This window comes from Alcaligenes sp., assembly GCF_050255915.1.
In the GTDB taxonomy this organism is placed as follows: domain Bacteria; phylum Pseudomonadota; class Gammaproteobacteria; order Burkholderiales; family Burkholderiaceae_B; genus Alcaligenes; species Alcaligenes aquatilis.
In genome coordinates this window covers 70,668-91,405 of the sequence record NZ_JBFWIQ010000010.1, presented here as the reverse complement: position 1 = coordinate 91,405, position 20,738 = coordinate 70,668, and the positions used below count along the sequence as shown (strand labels likewise).

At 56.7% G+C, this 20,738-nt stretch carries 16 protein-coding genes and 1 riboswitch; of the genes, 7 read left to right on the top strand and 9 right to left on the bottom strand.

Annotation, left to right across the window (positions count from 1 at the left end):
• On the bottom strand, positions 1 to 3,774 hold the full coding sequence (gene metH / locus AB7E06_RS13695; protein ID WP_321268720.1) for a methionine synthase: 3,774 nt from the start codon (positions 3,772 to 3,774) through the stop codon (positions 1 to 3).
• Between the two features lie 143 nt (positions 3,775 to 3,917).
• Positions 3,918 to 4,083: riboswitch (cobalamin riboswitch) on the top strand.
• Between the two features lie 69 nt (positions 4,084 to 4,152).
• On the opposite strand from metH, the gene AB7E06_RS13690 reads away from it, so the two are divergent.
• Both AB7E06_RS13690 and AB7E06_RS13685 read left to right on the top strand, forming a co-directional pair.
• Positions 4,153 to 6,018, top strand: coding sequence for a TonB-dependent receptor domain-containing protein (locus AB7E06_RS13690; protein ID WP_094197822.1), 1,866 nt, complete (start codon positions 4,153 to 4,155; stop codon positions 6,016 to 6,018).
• 143 nt (positions 6,019 to 6,161) lie between these two features.
• Positions 6,162 to 7,160, top strand: coding sequence for an ABC transporter substrate-binding protein (locus AB7E06_RS13685; protein ID WP_094197823.1), 999 nt, complete (start codon positions 6,162 to 6,164; stop codon positions 7,158 to 7,160).
• An 18-nt stretch (positions 7,161 to 7,178) separates the two neighbouring features.
• Here AB7E06_RS13685 and AB7E06_RS13680 read toward each other — a convergent pair whose 3' ends face one another.
• The 4 genes from AB7E06_RS13680 to AB7E06_RS13665 all read right to left on the bottom strand — a co-directional run bounded on the left by AB7E06_RS13680 (position 7,179) and on the right by AB7E06_RS13665 (position 11,775).
• Complete coding sequence (locus tag AB7E06_RS13680; protein WP_427957310.1) at positions 7,179 to 9,602, bottom strand: TonB-dependent siderophore receptor; 2,424 nt, start codon at positions 9,600 to 9,602, stop codon at positions 7,179 to 7,181.
• 63 nt (positions 9,603 to 9,665) lie between these two features.
• On the bottom strand, positions 9,666 to 10,643 hold the full coding sequence (locus tag AB7E06_RS13675) for a FecR family protein (protein ID WP_427957308.1): 978 nt from the start codon (positions 10,641 to 10,643) through the stop codon (positions 9,666 to 9,668).
• Between the two features lie 5 nt (positions 10,644 to 10,648).
• Positions 10,649 to 11,161, bottom strand: coding sequence for a sigma-70 family RNA polymerase sigma factor (locus tag AB7E06_RS13670; protein WP_264672074.1), 513 nt, complete (start codon positions 11,159 to 11,161; stop codon positions 10,649 to 10,651).
• Between the two features lie 296 nt (positions 11,162 to 11,457).
• Complete coding sequence (locus tag AB7E06_RS13665) at positions 11,458 to 11,775, bottom strand: hypothetical protein (RefSeq protein WP_094197826.1); 318 nt, start codon at positions 11,773 to 11,775, stop codon at positions 11,458 to 11,460.
• A 489-nt stretch (positions 11,776 to 12,264) separates the two neighbouring features.
• On the opposite strand from AB7E06_RS13665, the gene AB7E06_RS13660 reads away from it, so the two are divergent.
• From AB7E06_RS13660 to AB7E06_RS13640, 5 genes are all read left to right on the top strand, one after another.
• The gene (locus tag AB7E06_RS13660) at positions 12,265 to 13,071 is read left to right on the top strand and encodes a thiazole synthase (protein WP_108728504.1); all 807 of its coding nucleotides are present in this window, start codon (positions 12,265 to 12,267) and stop codon (positions 13,069 to 13,071) included.
• 7 nt (positions 13,072 to 13,078) lie between these two features.
• Entirely contained in the window at positions 13,079 to 13,897 is an 819-nt protein-coding gene (gene thiD, locus AB7E06_RS13655; RefSeq protein WP_108728503.1) for a bifunctional hydroxymethylpyrimidine kinase/phosphomethylpyrimidine kinase, read from the top strand.
• 40 nt (positions 13,898 to 13,937) lie between these two features.
• Positions 13,938 to 14,633, top strand: coding sequence for a 5'-methylthioadenosine/adenosylhomocysteine nucleosidase (locus AB7E06_RS13650; protein WP_094197828.1), 696 nt, complete (start codon positions 13,938 to 13,940; stop codon positions 14,631 to 14,633).
• Between the two features lie 74 nt (positions 14,634 to 14,707).
• The gene (locus tag AB7E06_RS13645; protein WP_094197829.1) at positions 14,708 to 15,388 is read left to right on the top strand and encodes a protein-L-isoaspartate O-methyltransferase family protein; all 681 of its coding nucleotides are present in this window, start codon (positions 14,708 to 14,710) and stop codon (positions 15,386 to 15,388) included.
• 15 nt (positions 15,389 to 15,403) lie between these two features.
• Positions 15,404 to 16,726 carry a TolC family outer membrane protein gene (locus AB7E06_RS13640; protein WP_108728502.1) on the top strand — a complete coding sequence of 441 codons (1,323 nt, stop codon included), beginning with the start codon at positions 15,404 to 15,406 and terminating at the stop codon, positions 16,724 to 16,726.
• 268 nt (positions 16,727 to 16,994) lie between these two features.
• Here AB7E06_RS13640 and rfaE2 read toward each other — a convergent pair whose 3' ends face one another.
• The 4 genes from rfaE2 to AB7E06_RS13620 all read right to left on the bottom strand — a co-directional run bounded on the left by rfaE2 (position 16,995) and on the right by AB7E06_RS13620 (position 20,711).
• Positions 16,995 to 17,477: a D-glycero-beta-D-manno-heptose 1-phosphate adenylyltransferase gene (gene rfaE2 / locus AB7E06_RS13635; RefSeq protein ID WP_094197831.1), complete on the bottom strand. Its 483-nt coding sequence runs from the start codon at positions 17,475 to 17,477 to the stop codon at positions 16,995 to 16,997.
• A 1-nt stretch (position 17,478) separates the two neighbouring features.
• Entirely contained in the window at positions 17,479 to 18,348 is an 870-nt protein-coding gene (locus AB7E06_RS13630; protein ID WP_094197832.1) for a ferritin, read from the bottom strand.
• 174 nt (positions 18,349 to 18,522) lie between these two features.
• Positions 18,523 to 20,079 (bottom strand): ubiquinone biosynthesis regulatory protein kinase UbiB, encoded by a 1,557-nt coding sequence (ubiB, locus tag AB7E06_RS13625; protein ID WP_094197833.1) that lies wholly within the window; start codon positions 20,077 to 20,079, stop codon positions 18,523 to 18,525.
• Between the two features lie 2 nt (positions 20,080 to 20,081).
• Positions 20,082 to 20,711 (bottom strand): ubiquinone biosynthesis accessory factor UbiJ, encoded by a 630-nt coding sequence (locus AB7E06_RS13620; protein WP_094197834.1) that lies wholly within the window; start codon positions 20,709 to 20,711, stop codon positions 20,082 to 20,084.
• Positions 20,712 to 20,738 lie beyond the last annotated feature (27 nt).

Sequence of the window (20,738 nt, the reverse complement as noted above, 5' to 3'; positions counted from 1 at the left end):
TCAACCCAACACGCCCGACAGAGTGCGGCGTACGTCTTCTTCCGTGCGGCCACTGCGTTGGATGTAGTCTTGCAATTGGTCCTGGCCAATATTGCCCACGTTGAAGTACTTGGACTGCGGGTGACTGAAGTAAAAGCCCGACACGCTGGAAGCCGGAATCATGGCGTAGCTGTCGGTGATGAACATCTCGATGTCCTCACACTGCAAGACGCGGAACATGTCGTGCTTGACCACATGCTCCGGGCAAGCCGGGTAACCGGGTGCAGGACGAATGCCCTGGTATTTCTCGTCGATCAGCTCTTCGTTGGACAGGCGCTCGTCGGTGACATAGCCCCACAAATCCGTGCGGACACGAGCATGCAGACATTCAGCAAAGCCTTCGGCAAAACGGTCACCCAGCGCCTTGATCATCAAGTCGGAGTAATCATCGCCAGCAGCCTGGAACCGCTCGGACAGTTTGTCCACGCCAATCCCGCCAGTCACCGCAAACATGCCGATGTAATCAGCCACGCCGCTTTCTTTGGGAGCAATGTAGTCGGCCAGACACTTGCTATCGACGCCTTCACGCTTGACGCCTTGCTGGCGCAGGTTGCGCCAGGTGAACAGGACTTCACTGCGCGATTCGTCTGAATAGACCTCGATATCTTCACCATTGACGGTGTTGGCGGGGTAGAACGCAATCACGCCGTTTGCCGTCAACCAGCGACCCTCAATGACTTTCTTCAACATAGCCTGGCCTTCGGCAAACAGGGTCTTGGCCTGCTCGCCCACCACCTTGTCTTCCAGAATGGCCGGGTACTTGCCGAACAAGCTCCAGGTCTGGAAGAACGGCGTCCAGTCGATGAACTGGGCAATATCGGCCAAGTCGTAATTCTTGAAGGTACGGCGACCAATGAATTTGGGGCGTGGCGGCACGTAGGTGGTCCAGTCGATGGCTGGCTTGTCTTGGCGCGCTTTTTCCAGCGAGATCAACGGTGTGGCTTTGCGATTGGCATGGCGCTGGCGCACTTGTTCGTACTCCTGGCGCACTTCGGCCAAAAACTCTTCCACGTTATCTGACACCAACTGAGTAGCCACACCCACGCAGCGGCTGGCGTCCGGCGTGTAGATAACCGGGCCGTCGTAATGCGGGGCAATCTTCACCGCCGTGTGTACACGACTGGTGGTCGCGCCACCAATCATCAGGGGGATGTTGCGCTCACGGAAGTACGGGTCGCGCTGCATCTCGGACGCGACGTAGGCCATTTCTTCCAGGCTGGGGGTGATCAAGCCGGACAGGCCCACAATATCGGCCTCCACTTCCTTGGCCTTGGCGAGGATCTCGGCACAAGGCACCATCACGCCCATATTGACCACTTCAAAGTTATTGCACTGCATCACCACGGACACAATGTTCTTGCCGATGTCATGTACGTCACCTTTCACTGTGGCAATGACCATACGGCCTTTGGAACGCACATCACCGCCCGCAGCCTCAATCTGGCGTTTTTCTTCTTCGATGAAAGGAATCAAGTGGGCCACGGCCTGTTTCATCACACGCGCAGATTTCACCACCTGCGGCAGGAACATCTTGCCCTGACCGAACAGGTCACCCACCACATTCATGCCATCCATCAAGGGCCCTTCAATGACACTGATGGGGCGACCGCCCTGGGCATCGATCTTCTGACGAACTTCTTCTGTATCTTCCACGATGAAGCTGGTGATGCCATGCACCAAAGAGTGGATCAAACGCTGCTCAACCGTGGTTTCGCGCCAGCTCAGGTCTTCCTCTTTCTTGGCGCCCGAGCCTTTGACGCTCTCGGCCATTTCTACCAGGCGCTCGGTAGGGGTGCGTTCGTCAGCCGGATCGGTTTTGCCTTTGGGTTCGGCCCGGTTCAGGATCACGTCTTCAATCAGATCGCGCAGATGCGGTTCGATATCGGCATACACGCCCAACTGACCGGCATTCACGATGCCCATAGTCAGGCCTTCCTGAATGGCGTAGTACAGGAAGACGGTGTGAATGGCCTCGCGCATGGCTTCGTTGCCACGGAAGGAGAAACTGACGTTGGAAATACCGCCGGATAAGCGCGCGTGCGGCAGATTCTTGTGAATCCAGCTAACGCCGCGAATGAAGTCCAGACCGTAATTGGCGTGTTCATCCATCCCGGTTGCAACGGCAAAGACGTTGGGGTCGAAAATAATGTCCTCTGGCGGGAAACCAAGCTCATCCACCAGCAAGCGGTAAGCACGTTCGCAGATTTCCACCCGGCGCTCGTAGCTATCGGCCTGACCCTGCTCGTCAAACGCCATCACAACAATAGCGGCGCCGTATTTGCGGCACAAACGGGCATGCTCCAGGAAAGGCTCAATACCTTCCTTCATGGAAATCGAGTTCACGATGGCCTTGCCTTGCACACAGCGCAAACCGGTTTCGATCACGTCCCATTTGGAACTGTCGATCATGATGGGCACGCGGGCAATGTCCGGCTCGGAGGCAATCATGTTCAGGAAGCGGTGCATACAGGCTGCGGAGTCCAGCATGCCCTCGTCCATATTGATGTCGATAATCTGCGCGCCGTTCTCCACCTGCTGACGGGCCACCGACAAGGCTTCTTCATAATTTTCTTGCTGAATCAGGCGCAAGAAAGCCTTGCTGCCCGTGACGTTCGTCCGTTCGCCCACGTTCACAAACAGGGTATCTTCGTCAATATTCAGTGGCTCCAGACCCGACAAACGGGTTTTGACAGGAACCTCGGGGACAACGCGTGGAGGCAACTTGCGGCACAGCTCGGCAATGGCGGCAATGTGCTCGGGCGTCGTACCACAGCACCCACCGACCATATTCACCAAGCCAGCTTGCGTGAATTCCTGCAGCAGACTGGACGTATCGGCTGGCGTTTCATCAAAGCCGGTTTCTGCCATAGGGTTGGGCAAACCAGCGTTGGGGTAGACACACACATAGGTGTCACAAATCTTGGACAGCTCGGCCACGTAAGGACGCATCAAGGCGGCGCCCAAGGCACAGTTCAGGCCAATCGTAATGGGACGGGCATGACGCATGGAGTTCCAGAAGGCCTCTACCGTCTGACCGGACAAGATCCGGCCCGATGCATCGGTAACCGTGCCCGACACCATCACCGGCACGCGCTCACCACGCTCATCAAAGACCGTTTCCAGCGCAAAAACAGCCGCCTTGGCGTTCAGCGTGTCAAAAACGGTTTCGATCAGCAAAATATCGACGCCACCATCGAGCAAGGCACGAACCTGCTCGGTATAGGCTACGCGCAACTGGTCAAAGGTGACGTTACGAGCAGCCGGGTCATTCACATCCGGGGAAATAGAAGCCGTCTTGGGCTGCGGGCCCAAGGCACCGGCCACAAAGCGCGGCCATTCAGGTGTGCTGAAGGCATCACGTGCCTGACAGGCCAGTTGAGCCGAAGCCAGGTTCAGGTCATAGCTGATGCCCTGCAAATCGTAGTCACCCTGGGCCACATCGGTTGCACCAAAGGTATTGGTCGTAATTACATCGGCTCCGGCAGCCAGGTATTTCTCGTGAATTTCACGAATAATGTCGGGTCGCACCAGCGACAGCAATTCGTTATTGCCCTTCACATCCTTGTGGTGATCCGCAAAACGATCGCCCCGAAAATCAGCCTCACCCAATTTGTAACGCTGAATCATAGTGCCCATCGCACCGTCCAGAATCAGAATTTGCTGCCCCAAACGGTGCGCAAATTCAGCACCACGCGTATAGGCAGAGATCGGATAAGGCAAAGCAGGATAGGACACTAAAAAGCTCCGTAGCACGAAACGGGACGTTGACGGCATCTGACAGCAAGAGCCGCGAGAATGGTGGATTGGCGCCACAATTGTAGCGCCTTGTACGGCAAATCCACCCCAAACACTTAACCTTTGCGCCAGCGGCATGTAACATTTTCCGCTCGGAAAGAGGTGCTTTCCGGCCCATGCAGCCGTGGGCCTGGGAAAGTCAAATGGGAAACGTGAGCGGTTCCACCCCGGAACTGCCAAACGTGCTGCCCCCGCAACGGTACCTGCTACACGCAAAGCCCGACACCAGCCTGCTTCTCGAGCCTGAATTCATGGCCGTCCCACGGTGGGCGGCTTCGCTTACCGATGTGCGGGGACGCACATCCCACAGGAATCTCCATGACTCTACTGTCCATCCGACCTTTGATGGTCGCCCTGGCGGGCGCCCTGCCCTTCATCGCCACGGCCCAAACTGCCCCTGTCGCCAAGCTGGATCAAATTGTTGTTACCCCTAGCCGCATGGCTCAATCACTGAAAAACGTGGTGGGTGACGTGACGGTGATTGATCAGGAAACCTTGCAGAAAGCGGGTCAAAGCAGTGTGGCTGAGATTTTGCAGCGTCAGCCTGGGGTGGAGATTTACACCGAAGGGGGCCCTCAAACCGTTAGTGGGATCTATTTGCGTGGCACCAACCCACAACATACACGCGTCATGATCGACGGCATGCGCATCAACAGCTCCACCAGTGGTTCAGTGAACTGGCAAGCCATTGACCCCGCCCTGATCGAACGCATTGAAATTGTGCGTGGCGCAGGCAGCAGCCTGTATGGCTCGGATGCCATTGGTGGTGTGGTGAACATCATCACCAAAAAAGGCGGTGGCGACCGTGCCTTGAGCGCCTGGGGGAATATGGGCCTGGGCTCGCAAGACACCTTCAAAGCCAGCGCCGGTTTTTCGGGTGCCGCTCAAGGCTGGGACTACAGCCTGGCCTCCAGCTACGGCACCAGCGATGGATTCAGTGCTACTAATCCACTTGCGGGCATATACACGTATAACCCAGACAAGGACGGTTACACCCAACACGGCCTGACTGGATCCTTAGGCTACGAATGGGCACAAGGGCAACACCTGGGCCTGACCGCCATCAACAGCTACATAGACGGCCAGTTCGACAACGGGACGTCCACTTCTCGCCCCCCTAGCACGCAAACACGTCAGCAAACCTACGGTCTGACCAGCACCAACAAGCTGTCTGAGTTGTGGACCAGCCGCCTGAGCGCCTCGCTAAGCAAAGAAACAGTCGAAAACCGCGCTTTTGCCTCTCGCTATTCCACACTGCAACGCCAATACAGTTGGCAAAACAACCTGGCCTTTGCCCAAGGCCATACCCTGTCCTTGCTGGCCGAGCGTCTGGAAGAGCGCATGACGCACACCACCGTCCACAAGGATGACAAGCGCAACACCAATGCCTTTGCCCTGATCTACCGTGGCGATATCAATCAGCACCACCTGCAAGCCAGCGTGCGTAATGACAATATCAGCGGCTACGGCAATAAAGTGACGGGTGGCCTGGGCTATGACCTGGACATCACCAGCAACTGGACCGTAGGTGTGGCCGCCAATACTGGCTTTCGTGCCCCCACTTTTGCCGACCTCTACACCCCCTACGAGGCATATATGGTCGGTAGTTTTTCGGGTAACCCCAACCTCAAACCCGAAAAATCCCGCAACGTCGAAGGCCATATCCGCTACACGGATGAAACCACTGAACTGGGTCTGGTGGTCTACCAGAACCGAATCAGCGACATGATCAATACCTACGCTTGTGATGCCAATTCAAACTGCACGACGACAAACACCGAAAAAGCACGTATCACGGGTGTGACCTTGACGGCCATGAAGCAACTGGGCAACACCACGCTGAGCGCCAGTGCCGACTTCACCAACCCCAAAGATAGGAACACCGACAAGCAGTTGGTGCGCCGCGCCAAGCAAAACTACAAGGTGGCGGTTGATCACAAGTTTGGTGACCTGAAAGCCGGTGCTGAGTACCTGTTCGCCTCCCATCGTTATGAAGATGCGAAAAATGAACAGCGTCTGGGCAGCTACGGACTGTTGAACCTGACCGCCAGCTACCCGCTGACCTCCAGCCTGGAAGCCCAACTGCGCTGGAACAATGTGTTCGACAAGGACTACACCCTGGCCCGTCGTGGCTATAACAACGCCGGCTCCAGCGTGTTCCTGAACTTTGCCTGGCGCATGTAAGCAGTAAAATCAGCTTTGCTTGATTCTGGCGCGGCTCTTGGGCCGCGCCATTGACTTAAAGGCGCATGATGCCCCCTTTGCCTACGACTTATCGTCTTCAACACCCGAAGCGCTCTGTCTGGAGCGGATTGGAGCGATGGGGATTGCTTTGCCTGCTCGCCCTGCTTTTAGGATTGCCCATCCTGACGCAAGCGCAGGGACAAGACCCGTTGCAGTCACAGGCGCAAATTCAAGCACAGCCCGAAGCACAGACACAGACACCGACACAGACCAGCACAAAGCAAAGCACTCAAGAAGTACAGAGCCAGCAGCAAGATAAAAAAGCACAAAACGCCGCAGCCGAACAAGACGCCCCCCCCACAACAACTGTCGCTTCAGCCCGTGCGATTAGCCTTGCTCCCCACATTACCGAGATCCTGTTTGCCGCCGGTGCTCAAGACCACTTGATCGCCGTAGACAGTTCCAGTGACTACCCCCCTGCCGCCAAGGATCTACCCCGCGTTGGGGACGCCTTGCGCGTGAACCCCGAACGGCTGCTGGAACTAAAACCCGATCAAGTCTGGGCTTGGCAAGCCAACCAGATCGGGCCTGAATTACAGCGCCAGCTACAGCAAACCCATATCAGCCTGATCTTTGCCGCCCCTGAAAAACTGGACGACATTCCCGCCTTTGTCCGTCTGGCAGGAGACAGCCTGGATACAGCCGATGTCGCCGTTCCCATCGCTGCTTTGCTGGACAATCAGATTGCCGCCCTGCGCCATAACAGCCGCCTGGGCGAGACCGTCAGCGTGTTTCTGGAAATCGGTTCCGAGCCTTTATATACCTTGGCACGCGATCCTTTGATTCAGGATGTGCTGAACACCTGCAAGGCACAGAACATCTATGCCCACCATGCTGCCGTCGCCCCCACCATCAGTCTGGAAGACGTGCTGCACAAGCGCCCGCAGGTGGTCATCATGGCCTACCGTGATCCGGCCCAATTGCGCGCCCGCCATCTGTTCTGGGAAAAACATCTGGGGCTAAGCCCCCACGCCTTGCTGAACCTGAACCCGGATGCGCTGTACCGCCCCGGACCCAGGCTGATAGAGGCCACTCGCGAGCTGTGCGAGCAACTGGATCGCTATCGAGCCCAGGTATCCTGAACGGCTTTCTACTCCAGCCTAGAACTGATACTTCACTGCCAGCATCATGTTGCGCGGCTCGCCCCAGGTATACGTGCTGTACCAGGAGAACATAGAGTAATAGCGCTTGTCGAACAGGTTATTGACGGTAAAGGTGGCCGACAAATTCTTGTTGAAGCGATACCGCGCCATCGCATCCACCAGCCAATAGCCCGCAACGGTATGCTGAACCTTACCCGGCGATCCGGGTCGACTGACATCACCCCAGGTTTTGCTTTGCCAACGGGCACCGCCCCCCAAGGTCAGGCCAGTCAGGTCACCCTCAAAATCGTACGTGGTATAGATGTTGAACTGATGCTCAGGCGACAAGGTAGACACTTTATCGCCATCCTGGCGCGATAGCTTGTAAGCGTAACCCGCATGCATTTGCCATTGCGGCGTCAACTGGCCAGCCACTTCCAGCTCTACGCCATGCGTGCGCACACCTTGAGTCGCCTCATACGCGATGCCTCCCGATGGCGTGCGCCCCCCCGTTTCCTTGCCGAAGTTATCCTGACGCAGTTGGAAATAAGCCAGGCTGGACGTCAAACGCCCCCCCATGAATTCGCCTTTGAGACCGACCTCGTAGTTATCGCCGCGCAAGGGGTCCAGAGTACGGCCTCCCTCGTCTTGCAGGCTCTGAGGCTGGAAAATGTTGGTGTAACTGGCATAGACGGAGAAATTATCGTTCAGGTCATACACAGCCCCAAAGTAAGGCACCCATATGCCTGTCTCACGCATCTCAAGCTTGTTGTAGTTGGCGTAGCGTGTACCCAATAGCAACTTCAAATCATCGCGCAGGTTCAGACGTGTGCTGACATACAGACCATTTTCGCGTGTCACTTCACGGTCGTCGCCCAGGTGCTGCCAGTTCATGCGCGGCCAGCGACCATCCCATTCGTAGTAATTCGAGACATCGGCATTGCTGTTTTCACCGTAAGACGTGTTGGTCCAGCGACGGCGCGATACACCTGCGCCAACCACCAGCTCATGCTCACGGCCGAACAGATCAAAAGGACCAGTCGCATAAAAGTCAGCCGTATTGGAGACTGTCTTGCCCACGTAGCGTCCAGACCATAGGGAAGTACCTTTGCCGGTTAAAGGATCGGGATTGCCAGCCGCTACCGAAGCCAGCTCAGAGTCATAACCATTGATCAAGCGATTGAGCTGCACCTTGGCCATCCAACCGTTGTCGAATTCGTGCTCCAAGGTGGCAAAGGCCGAACGGGTGTACTGGTTCCAGCGACTCCAGCGCGTACCGTTATTAAAAGAACGGTCCATCTCGTTGAAGTTACCCTGCGCGTCATAAATCGGTATACCCCCCCAGGTTGATCCTTTGGGATCGTTGTCCTGCAAATCAGCACCCAGGGTCAAACGGGTATCCGGTGTCAGGTCGGCTTCAACAATGCCGTACAACACCAAAGTCTGACGTTGGTAGTGGTCCAGATGGCTTTTCTTGTCCTGATAGGCGCCGACCAGACGGCCCCGTAAAGAACCTGACTCGTTCAAAGGGCCGGAGAAATCGGCTTCACCACGGTAATTACTCCAAGTGCCCAAGCCCGCACTGGCATACCCCTGAAACTCGCGCGTCGGCTTTTTGCGAATCATATTGATCGTCGCGCCTGGGGTTCCACTGCCAGTGAGCAAACCGGAGGCGCCTTTCAATACCTCCACACGATCGTAAATCGCTGTGTCCGTGAGCGAATGGCCAGCCGAGTACGGTGAATCGCGCAAGGTGGGGATGCCGTCATATTGAAAGTTCTGAACACCAAAACCGCGTGCTTCGTAAGCGGTACGCTCACTGTCATAAGTAATGATGCTAAGGCCAGGAGTATGCCGCACTACGTCATCAATACTGGTCAGGTTAAAGTCATCCATCTGCTTGCGTGTAGTCACGCTGATGGCCTGCGGCGTCTGGCGTGGTGTCAAGCGCAAACGGGTTGCCGTGGCAATTGTGCCCGCCGCATACGTGCCTGAACCTTCGGTGATATCGCCCAGCGCATTGCGGCGTACCTCAATACTGGCCAAAGACTGCACACCGGCGCCGTCAGCCAAGGTGTCACTATCGGGCAGGGCAATCAAGACATAGCCCTGATCCCGGCTTTGAACCTGAAACGGCTGCCCGGCCAGCAAGGCAGCAAAGCCGTCCTGCACGGAATACTGTCCTTGCAAACGCGGTGCGCGCAGACCTTGCAGTCGGGAAGAATCCATCACCAGCGCCACCCCGGCCTGTTGAGCGAACTGGCTCAAGCGGCTAGCCAGATCCCCGGCTTCCAGCGCATAAGCTTGGGTCGTCTGGGCCGAGGCCGGTGCCACATTCAGCATCAAGGCCCCTACAAAAGCCAGACCCAGCAAGCGGCGGCAGATATTGGGCATGAACGTCGTCTTCACAAGCGCCAAAGGCGGCGCACTCTTCGGGACCATGAAATCTCTCCTTCTTTGGCAAGGTCTATCCGTTAAAGACGCACGAGCCCAAAAAAGCGGCAATCAAGGCCTGAAATTAATCATCAATCCTTCATCTGGCGTGTTCTGCACCTGCAATCGGGGATACAAATTCTTCAACAACGCCAAGGCCGACAAGGGTTTGTCAGCAGGCAAGACAGCACTAACCGTCAAGCCCTCCATGCCATGCGGATTGATCTGTGTTTTGCCGGCATACTGGCGGGTGATCTGCTCCAGAGCCTGCGTCAAAGGCACATGCTCCAGAAGCAGTTGCCGCTGGTCCCACGTGCGTATGACACTGTTCACATCCGTCTGGCGGTTTACCCCCAGGCCTTGCGCATTGATCTGCACCTGATCGCCCGGCCCCAGTTCGCGAGCCGCTTGTGGGCCTTGGGTACGCGGATACGCCAGAACCCGAGAGGACAGCACGGTCAGCAAGGTGCCTTGAGGCTGCTCCTGCACGATAAATTCAGTGCCCAAGGCTTGCGAGACGGCCTGGCTGCTCAAGACCCGCAACGGTCGATCCGGCTGCTTGGCCACCACCACACGAACCTGCCCTTCCAACAGCTCAATATCCCGGTACTGCTTGCTATATAAAATCTTGACTTGCGATGCCCCAGCCAGCTCCAGACGAGTGCCATCCTCCAGCACCACACTGCGCCATTGTCCAGCGGCGGTAAGGACAGACTGATTGGACCAAGGCAATACAAAGGCCAGAATCGGCAAGATAAGCACCACGGCCCAGAGCAGGAGCATCGTGCCCTGACGCCAATCGCGCAAAAGCTTGGGCCGCGCTGACAATCCTGCATCCAGCGCACTGCGCCCAGGAGGGGTATTAGCCTGTACGGCCAGTTTTCTTACCCTGCACAGCACCGCCTCCATAGCCGCAGCCGCTGCTTCATGACGCGGGTCCAGCACGCGCCAGGCCATGAACTCGGCCTGGGCCTGTTCGGTAAATTGTTCGGGATCGGACAAGAGCACAACCCATTGGGCGGCTTGTCGCTCTATTTCCTCGTTGGACATGGGGCTCAAGCTGGAATCAAGGTCTGAACATGAAGCAAAGCCTGCACCAGATCATTGCGCACGGTGCGCTCACTGACACCCAAGCGCTTGGCCACCGTGAATTGCGTTTCCCCGTCCAGATAGCAGCTCAGGAACACCATGCGAGCCCGCGCGGGTAATTCATCCAGAGCCTGGGCCAACAAGGCCAGCACTTCCAGCGTGTGGGCGCACTGCTCGGCCGAGGGTGCTTGCGCCCCTTGGGCCAAGGTCGCCTCCAAGGCCTCCAGATAAGCTTGTTCGACAGCCATGCGTCGGCTGCGATCAATTAGCAGCCTTCTGGCCGTGGTCGCCAGAAACGCACGGGGGTGGCGTAAATGATGAACGGCACAGGGGGCCAGCAGCAAACGCACAAACGTGTCCTGAACCAGATCTTCTGCCGTAAAGCTGCAATGCAGACGCGCGCGCAACCACCGCAACAACCAGCTACGGTGATCCTGATAGAAATCTCCCATCCCGATGGGTGCTGACGGATAGTCCATAGACCCTGAATGTTCTAATCAATAATCATTCTCATTCCAAAATTATGACATGAAAAGACAAGGATTCTGACGGCGAAGGCCGCAAGCGTCGTCTGGCCACGACAGATCACCACTAAAACAGCTAACCACCCTGCAAGGGTCATCTAAAAAAAACGGAGAGCGGATGCGGGCCGAAATCAAGAAAACGGACATAGCCCAAAAGGCCACGCCCGCCCAAGGGTCAACACAGAGAAGCTTGCAGCGGCGCGGATCACTCCCCAAACTTCAGGGGCATCTACGACGCTGCAAAACAACCCTTACATCACAAAGGACGGCAGGGTCAGCACAGCGTGAGTGGGTTGGCAGCGCAAGCCTTCCACATCGTTCAGACGGGCTTTGGCACGACGGGACAGATGCTTGAGGACCTGGCTGCGCTCTACAGCAGGCAGTGTGGACAGTGCGTTTTCAATGGTGCGACCGGACAGGTCGTTAAGAGCATAGGCAAACTCGCGCGCACCGTGGGTTTGCAGCAGCTCCAGCAGGTAGCCCTGGCGCTGGCGGGATGCAGCCAGGCGCAGAGCGTCTTGCAGCGCATTATTGTGTGGAGTAGAACGGAACAGGTTGAGGCGGAACATAGCATTCTCCTTCGGACACGAGGGCCCAGAAAGAGTGCTCACCTCATCAGAGGGGCCCGCTTTGTGGTCCAGCGTCCAATTGACTGGTCATTAAGAAGGTTTGCCCTTTACAGGAACAAAGCCATATAGAAGGATCAGGGTCCATTTACTTTTAAACGTGAGTAGTTAAAAAAAGGGCAACGGTTTTTGCACCAACGATATTTTCGCACCTGACCCAAGGCTTGTCTGTCAGGCATTGGCACACTTTCCATCACCTTGTGGACATCAAATTTATACTTAGGGATATGTGATTTTGCAGGGCACCCACAAGCCCCCGACTGAAGAGGCTTTACTGCCTGCTGCTCACGCGCCCTTCCCCCCGAACACCAGCAAGCTTATATAAGGGTTTTCCTGCGAGTACCGGCCAAATGGATTATTCTTGCAGTGTTTGCCCAGCAAAAATCACTTATCTCTCCGTCACCAAAGACGGATGCGCAACAAAGCACCACCATGACCCAAACAGTGAACAACGACCCCTTTATCCTGGCCGGAACCAGCTACCAATCCAGGCTGTTGGTAGGCACCGGTAAATACAAAGATTTTGATGAAACTCGTCTGGCTATTGAAGCCAGCGGCGCTGACATTGTGACCGTGGCCATTCGCCGCACCAATATCGGCCAGAACGCCAACGAGCCCAATCTGCTCGATTACCTGCCCCCTTCCAAATACACCCTGCTGCCCAACACTGCGGGTTGCTACACCGCCGATGACGCCGTGCGGACCTTGCGTCTGGCCCGCGAACTGCTGGACGGTCACAAGCTGGTCAAACTGGAAGTGCTGGGCGACTCCGGCAATCTGTTCCCCAATATGCCCGAAACCCTGAAAGCCGCCAAAACCCTGGTGGATGAAGGTTTTGATGTGATGGTGTATTGCGCTGATGATCCTATCCAGGCCCGTATGCTGGAAGATATTGGCTGTGTGGCCATCATGCCTTTGGCCTCCCTGATCGGTTCGGGCATGGGCATTATCAACCCCTGGAACTTGCGCCTGATCATCGATCAGAGCAAGGTGCCGGTGCTGGTGGATGCCGGTGTCGGTACGGCCTCGGATGCCGCTATTGCCATGGAGCTGGGCTGTGATGGTGTCCTGATGAACACCGCCATTGCCGGTGCCCGTCAGCCTGTAATGATGGCCAGTGCCATGAACCTGGCAGTACAAGCCGGTCGCCAGGCGTATCTGGCTGGCCGTGTACCCCGCAAATACTACGATGCCGACCCCAGCTCCCCTACCGAAGGGCTGATTCACTCCCGTACCTGATCGAGACATGATTCCCAATACGCTGACCATTGCCGGAGTTGACCCCTCCGGCGGCGCCGGTATTCTGGCTGATGTCAAAGCCATGAGCGCCCTGGGTGCTTATGCCACCGCTGTCATTGCCGCTTTGACGGCACAAAATACCCAAGGGGTCACCGGCATCAGCCCCGTTCCTGCCGACTTTGTGCGCCAGCAGATTGATACGCTGTTTGCCGACGTGCGCATTGATGGCGTCAAGATAGGCATGTTGGGCCAGGAGGCTGTCACCACCGTGGTGGCCGAACGCATGGCTCACTTCAAACCCAAGCATCTGGTGCTGGACCCGGTGATGATCGCCAAAAGCGGCGACCATTTGCTGGAAAAGTCGGCTGTCCATGCCTTGCGCGAGCAACTGGTGCCCCAGTGCACCATGATCACGCCCAATCTGCCCGAAGCCGGTGTTCTGCTGGACGCCCGCCCGGTAGAAACCGTCAAGGAAATGCGTCAGGCCGCCGAGCGCCTGCGTCGCCTGATGAGTCACAGCGATCAGCGCTGGGTATTCCTGAAAGGGGGCCACCTGCCCGGTTCGGACTGCATAGACCTGCTGCACGATGGCGACAAGATGATCGAAATGCCCGCCAAGCGTATTGATACGGCCAATACACACGGTACCGGCTGTACCTTGTCAGCTGCGCTAGCCGCCCTGCTGCCCCAATACAGCAATGTGCCTGACGCCGCCCTGGCTGCCAAAAAGTACTTGTACGAAGCCATTGCCCGCTCGGGTGAACTAACCGTGGGCAACGGACACGGTCCGGTGCATCACTTCCATAAACTGTGGCCATCTTCCTGATACGTGCCGTTTGATCGGGTCGCTTGAAGGCCCCTGTCTTATGCCTACACTTGGAATTATTGTCGCCATGCGCGAAGAGCTGGAGATTGTGCTGGAACGCTTGCAAGAGCCCCAGACCCTCCAGCGTGCCGGCATGGACTTTCATCGCGGCAGCTATCTGGGTAAACCTGTGGTGGCCGTAGTCTGCGGCGTGGGCAAGGTCAATGCCGCCGCTTGCACCCAGATGCTGATCTCGGAATTTGCCGTGGGCAGCATCATCAATATCGGTATTGCCGGTGCGGTTGAGCCCAGCATCCGGCCAGGCGACATCGTCATTGCCGATACGCTGGTCCAGCACGATGTGGAGCTCAAAGCCCTGGGTCTGGCGCCAGGACAGGTTTTCCGTCTGGATACCTTTGATTTTCCGACAGACCCCGCCTTACTGGCCATTGCCCAAACTGCCGCCCAACAAATTGAAGGGCATCAGGTCCACACGGGCCGAATTGTTACCGGCGACCAATTTATCGCATGTAACGATAAAATACAGTGGTTAAGCGCCACCTTTAATGCCTTAGCCTGCGAAATGGAAAGTGGCGCCATTGCCCAGGTGTGCTATCTGAATACCGTGCCTTTTGTCTGCATACGCAGCATTTCAGACAATGCCAACAACGACGCACACATGGACTTTGACACCTTCTTGCCCATTGCCGTCAACAACGCCAGCACCTTGCTTCACGCGATGGTGCCGTCCTGCTAAGCCCGACTGCGCCTCTTTATCGATGCGCTGGCTTATAATCGGCTCTTTGCCAAGCCTTTAGTTTTCTGGAAGCTATGAACCATATTGCGCTGTCTGAACTCGAACGTGCCCGTTACTACATGGTGGAACAACAGATCCGTCCCTGGAACGTATCCGACGAAAACGTGCTGCAAGCATTGGTCGAGGTCCAGCGCGAACGCTTTGTTCCCTCGTCTTTGCGCTCTTCGGCCTTTTCGGACACCGAACTGCCACTGATCATCAATGCCGTGGACACGCACGAGACCATGCTCTCGCCCAAAGTGGAAGCCCGTCTAGCTCAAGAGCTGCTTTTGCAGTCTAGCGACGGTGTGCTGGAAATTGGTACCGGCTCGGGCTATCAGGCCGCTTTGCTGGCTCACCTGTCCCAACAAGTCACCTCCGTCGAAATTGACAGCAAACTGGCCGCTTTTGCCCAGGAAAACCTGCAGCGCAACAATGTACGCAACGTCAAGGTTGAAGTGGGCGATGCACATGCCGGCTGGGGCACCACCGAGTACGACGCCATTTTGGTCACAGGCTCCGTGCCCACCATTCCTGATGCCTTGAAGTACCAGCTCTGTATCGGGGGCCGTCTGGTGGTGGTGGTCGGTCAAAACCCGGTCATGACAGCCGTGCGTATTACTCGCACCAGCGCCGCCAGCTTCGATACCACACCGCTGTTCGACACCTGGATCAAACCTTTGCGCGGCACGGCCGTTTCACAATTCCGCTTTTAAGTGCCTATGCGGTTCATGACTTCCTTGCGCCTGACGCTGCTCTGCCTGCTTGCCTTAAGCAGCACGGCCCAGTCGCAAGATCTGCTGCAAGCCTGGAATCAGGCCCTGGCTCGTGAACCGCAATTTGGCGCGGCTCAGGCGGCACATCAAGCCGACCAAGAACAAGTGCCACAGAGTCGGGCTCAATTGTTGCCACAGATCAGCGCCATCGGCACAGCCGAACTGCAAGAGCGCCGCCAAACCAGCAAGCTGTCCAATCAACACTCCAGCGACCGAGCCGCCTGGGCACTCACACTGAGCCAACCGGTTTACAACCGCAACGCCTGGGCTCGTTACGAACGCGCTCAGCTATTGGCGCAGGGTGCCGATATTCAACTGGCGCTGGATCGACAAGACTTGATGCTACGCGTCAGCCAACGCTATTTTGATGTGCTGGCAGCACAAGATGCGCTATCTACCTTGAAAGCCCAGCAAGCTGCCATTGACGAGCAATTGCGCGCCGCTGACCAGAATTTTCAACTGGGCGGCACCACGATTACCGATACCTACGAAGCCAAATCGCGTCTGGATCTGACACGAGCTAGCGTCTTGCAAGCGGAAAATGCCCTGCAAGTGGCTCAGGACAAGCTGGCGGCGCTGACGCTGGAGCGTTATGAAACACTGGCTCGCCTACGTGAGCCTTTGCGTCTGCCCGCCCCACAACCTGCAAATCTACAAGACTGGTTGGATCAGTCCAGCCAATCCGGTTTAAGTGTGGCACTGGCCGATATCAAGGCACGTGCCGCCCAAGAGCAGTTGAAAAGCACCCAGGCCCTGCACGAACCTACCCTGGCCTTGAAAGCCCAGACCGGCAGCGGCAGCGACCAGACCCTGTTTGGCCAAGCTGGCGGTGGCCCACGTTCTCTGAACAGCGCCGTCGGTCTGGAGCTAAGTATCCCCATTTTCCGAGGCGGCGAAACCAGCTCTCAAGTCCGTGAACAAAGCTCGCGCCTGCAACAGGCCCGCTACGATCACCAGTTCGCCATTGAGCAATCCATCCAGCAGACGCGCCAGTACTTCTCCGGCGTCACCTCGGGTCTGGTCCGTGTGCAGGCACTGGAAGCGGCCACCAAGTCCAGCCAAGACGCTCTGGAGGCCAACAAGCTGGCTTACGAGGTCGGTGTGCGTGTGAATATCGATGTGCTCAATGCCCAGCAGCAACTTTACGAAGCACAGCGCAGTCTGGCCCAAGCCCGTTATGACGTTCTGATGAACAGCCTACGCTTGAAAGCAGCCAGCGGCACGCTGAGCGAAAACGACCTGCGGGCCGTGAACGATCTGCTACAACCGGCGTCCTGAAGCGACCCAGGCAAGACTGCAGCAAAGCCCTCCCATTGAATCCTTGAGATTCTGAAAGCCCGAGATATACACGTCGCGCTCTTTGCTCACAGCAGCAATGTCAGATCCATCAGCAGCGCCATCCAAATGCAAACGAAACAACGCCAAGCCCTGCGCGGACAACTTCAGTGCTCATGTCCTTGTCTTTGTGTACAAGACACGATGCCTGGATCAAACAGACAAAAAAATCCCGGACTATGCCGGGATTCAATCCTTCAATACCGCTTGTTTAGTCACGCAGCTTTTTAACCAGGGCCGTGGTCGAGCGCTGAAACTCAAAAGGAATGGCGACCGCATCGCCTCCCCAGCTACGCACTAAAGCCGTTTCTGGCAAGGCTTCCATATCGTAGTCACCGCCCTTGACGATCAGGTCCGGGCGCAGTGCCGCGATCAAGGCTTCGGGTGTGTCTTCGTCAAACAAGACCACCGCATCCACACAAGCCAGCGCAGCCAGCAAAGCGGCACGATCCTGTTCAGGGTTGATGGGGCGCTCCGGCCCCTTGTTCAAACGTCGCACCGAGGCGTCAGTATTCACACCGACAATCAGCGAGGCACCCAGTTGGGCAGCCTCGTCCAGGTAGCTGACATGTCCACGGTGCAGGATATCAAACACACCGTTGGTAAAGACCAGCGGGCGCGCCAGGCGCCCCTGTTCCATAGCCTCACGCAAGGCATCCAGACCTAGCACCTTAGCCTCGAAACGTACGCTCATATCAAGCCTGAACCAGAGTCGAGTCCGAGCCGACCTGGCGTGCCAGATCCTTGCGGTAGCGGTTCAACTCCTGCACGGTTTCAAAGGAGCTACCCATCAACAGCGACATATTGTGCAAGATGCGCGAGCTAACCTTGTGCTCCCATTCCTTGTCGAAGCGAATCTGCGTATCCAGCCAGGTTTCCAGCCAACCGGGCGATGGCAGCTTGGACTGCACCGTATCATCCGGGAACATGGCTTTGTTCACATGCAAGTTGGTGGGGTGCAACGCTTGAGCGGTACGATGCGCCGAGGCCATCAGAACACCGATCTTGGAGAAAGCCAGACGGGCTTGCAGGCCAAATTCCTGACCCTTATGCACCAGAGCACGCTTCATGTAGCGCAGGTAAGCACCGGCGTGACGGGCCTCGTCCTGAGCCACAATCTTGTAGATGGCCTTGATCACAGGCTCAGTGTGCCAGTCGGCGGCACGACGGTACCAGTGATTCAGGCGCACTTCGCCGCAAAAGTGCAGCATCAGCGTTTCCATGGCTGGGGCCGGATCAAAGTCAAAGCGCACTTTATGCAGCTCTTCTTCGGTGGGCATCAGCTCGGGGCGGAAACGGCGCAGGTATTCGATCAAAACCAGCGAGTGCTTTTGTTCCTCGAAGAACCACACGGACATAAAGGCGCAAAAGTCGCTGTCATCTTTATTGTCACGCAGGAACATTTCGGTAGCAGGCAAGGCAGCCCACTCGGTAATGGCGTTCATTTTGATGGTGTAGGCCTGCTCGTCTGTGAGCTTGCTGCCATCAAAGTCATCCCACGGTATGTCATGCGCGAAATTCCAGCGCACCGCTTCCATGGATTTAAATAAGTCATGGTAAAGCATAACGATTCCTAAAAAGAATCAAGCGGTTCCTTGAGGGCGGCCATTTACCGTCCGGAAGGCGCCGGAAAGCGCCAGCTTAACAATCAGCTGGCGGACCTGCGTCTATCGTAGAACCTGCAGTTATCAGAAATATGTCAGCCACAAAAAAACTGACGCGTTGCGGAGAGATCACACTTATCGCCCCACCAAAGCCCAGATGGCCACACCGACCGCAAGCGCCAATACCGCACACAAGGCCGTCAGCAATCGGTTGGTCTGCTGCTGCGACTGGCGCAACAGCTTAAGTTCCTGGTTCAACGCCTGCCCTGTCTCCGGTCTATTCAAGCTGGAATAAACCAGACGCGGAAGCTGCGGCATGATCTGGGCCCACTGCCCGGCTTCCTGTTTCAAACGCGAGTAAAAGCCCGATGGACCAATACGCTGGTACATCCACTTTTCCAGATACGGTTTGGCGGTATCCCACAGATCCAGTTCCGGATCCAGGTCCCGCCCCATCCCTTCCACATTCAGAAGGGTTTTCTGCAGCAGCACCAGCTGCGGCTGAATTTCTACATTGAACCGGCGCGACGTCTGGAACAAGCGTAAAAGCACTTGCCCCAAGGAGATCTCGGACAAGGGCCGGTCAAAATACGGCTCACATACCGCGCGCACCGAACCTTCCAGCTCCTCCTCGCGAGTTTCAGGTGGCACCCAGCCGGACTCGATATGCAATTGAGCGACCCGACGATAATCGCGCCGGAAGAAAGCCAAAAAGTTTTGCGCCAGATAGTTCTTGTCGAACTCGGACAGCGAACCCACGATGCCAAAGTCCAGGGCAATGTAACGGCCCAACGATTCCGGTGCGTCCGAGACGTAAATATTACCTGGGTGCATGTCGGCATGGAAAAAACCGTCGGTAAACACCTGGGTGAAGAAAATCTCCACCCCTTTACGAGCCAGGTCTTTCAAGTCCACATTGGCGGCGCGCAAGCGGTCAATCTGGTTGACCGGGATGCCCTTCATACGGTCCATGGTGAACACAGTCGAGGCGCAATAATCCCAATGCACTTCGGGCACGATCAGCAACTCAGTCCGCTCTACATCTTTGGTGAAATTGCGGCGCAACTGACTGCAATTGGAGGCTTCACGGATCAGATCCAGCTCGTCATTCAAGTACTTGTCGAACTCGGCCACCACCTCACGCGGTTTCAGGCGACGGGCATCAGGGCCCAGGCGTTCCATAAACCCGGCCAGCACACGCATCAAGCGCAGATCTTTGTGGATGACCTCGCGCATACCAGGACGCAATACCTTGACGGCCACTTCGCGGCCATCGTGCAGCTCGGCAAAGTGAACCTGAGCAATCGACGCCGAGGCGATGGGCTCACGATCAAACTTCTTGAACAGCTCATAAGGCGACGCACCCAAGGCCTTCAGAATCGTGGCCTCGGCCACCTCGGAGGGAAAGGGAGGCACACGATCTTGCAACAAAGCCAGTTGCTCGGCGATATCCAGCGGAATCAGATCCCGGCGGGTAGAGAGCACCTGACCGAACTTGACGAAGATAGGCCCCAAGCTTTCCAGGGCCAAACGCAAGCGCACACCGCGCGGCAGCTTGGGTTTGCGACCCAGGCGCACAACGCGCAACAACCGGTAAGCCCAGGGATGGCGGATACTCGACAGCACCAGCTCGTCCAGGCGATAACGGAATACAACCAGCAAAATGGTCAGCAAACGGCACAAGGAGAACATGCTCAGGACTCCCGCCGACGCGTATCAAGACGATTCAAACGCTGGTCCAATTTGTCCAGGCGCTGAGTCAAAACGGCTGATTGCTCGCGCAGCCGGTCAAGCTCGGGACGCGTCACCAGCAAGCCACTTTCTTCAGTCAGGTATTCGCTGGCATTGCCGGCCAGACGCTGGCCCAGATCCCGCAAGCCGGTAAACGCCCGGCGCGCACCGCTAAACAGACGCACTGCCATGACATCACCAACAATTTGGGCCAGATCGTGCTCGGCATCCCAACGCAGATTAGCGGCCAGGTCCGACACCAGATTGGCCAGACCGGCTTCACCTTGCACATGCATTAACTGCGTCACTCGGCTGAAATCGCCGTCTTGCAGGATTTGAGGCAATTCGGGCAGCTTGTTCTGAGGAAGAGTCAGCGTGACATCGGGCACCACGGCAGGATGGCCCTGCTCCAGCTTTCCCTGAGAACTGATGGTGTAGACCAGTTGCAAACGGCCCACAATCAGCGAGACGGTTTTACCTGCATAGCTGCGCAAACGCTCACGCGCCCAATCCTCGCGATCAAGCAAGGCGTTAAGCAAACGCACGCCCACGGCGCCAGGTTCTAGGAATGAAGGGATACCAAGCATGTCCATGCAAGTCTACTGCCGCAGCGAGTAAAC

Coding starts and splice junctions, on each gene's coding strand:
- AB7E06_RS13690 (WP_094197822.1), top strand. CDS start 4,153: ATGACTCTACTGTCCATCCGACCTTTGATGGTCGCCCTGGCGGGCGCC.
- AB7E06_RS13680 (WP_427957310.1), bottom strand. CDS start 9,602: ATGGTCCCGAAGAGTGCGCCGCCTTTGGCGCTTGTGAAGACGACGTTC.
- AB7E06_RS13675 (WP_427957308.1), bottom strand. CDS start 10,643: ATGTCCAACGAGGAAATAGAGCGACAAGCCGCCCAATGGGTTGTGCTC.
- AB7E06_RS13670 (WP_264672074.1), bottom strand. CDS start 11,161: ATGGACTATCCGTCAGCACCCATCGGGATGGGAGATTTCTATCAGGAT.
- AB7E06_RS13665 (WP_094197826.1), bottom strand. CDS start 11,775: ATGTTCCGCCTCAACCTGTTCCGTTCTACTCCACACAATAATGCGCTG.
- AB7E06_RS13660 (WP_108728504.1), top strand. CDS start 12,265: ATGACCCAAACAGTGAACAACGACCCCTTTATCCTGGCCGGAACCAGC.
- thiD (WP_108728503.1), top strand. CDS start 13,079: ATGATTCCCAATACGCTGACCATTGCCGGAGTTGACCCCTCCGGCGGC.
- AB7E06_RS13650 (WP_094197828.1), top strand. CDS start 13,938: ATGCCTACACTTGGAATTATTGTCGCCATGCGCGAAGAGCTGGAGATT.
- AB7E06_RS13645 (WP_094197829.1), top strand. CDS start 14,708: ATGAACCATATTGCGCTGTCTGAACTCGAACGTGCCCGTTACTACATG.
- AB7E06_RS13640 (WP_108728502.1), top strand. CDS start 15,404: ATGACTTCCTTGCGCCTGACGCTGCTCTGCCTGCTTGCCTTAAGCAGC.
- rfaE2 (WP_094197831.1), bottom strand. CDS start 17,477: ATGAGCGTACGTTTCGAGGCTAAGGTGCTAGGTCTGGATGCCTTGCGT.
- AB7E06_RS13630 (WP_094197832.1), bottom strand. CDS start 18,348: ATGCTTTACCATGACTTATTTAAATCCATGGAAGCGGTGCGCTGGAAT.
- ubiB (WP_094197833.1), bottom strand. CDS start 20,079: ATGTTCTCCTTGTGCCGTTTGCTGACCATTTTGCTGGTTGTATTCCGT.
- AB7E06_RS13620 (WP_094197834.1), bottom strand. CDS start 20,711: ATGGACATGCTTGGTATCCCTTCATTCCTAGAACCTGGCGCCGTGGGC.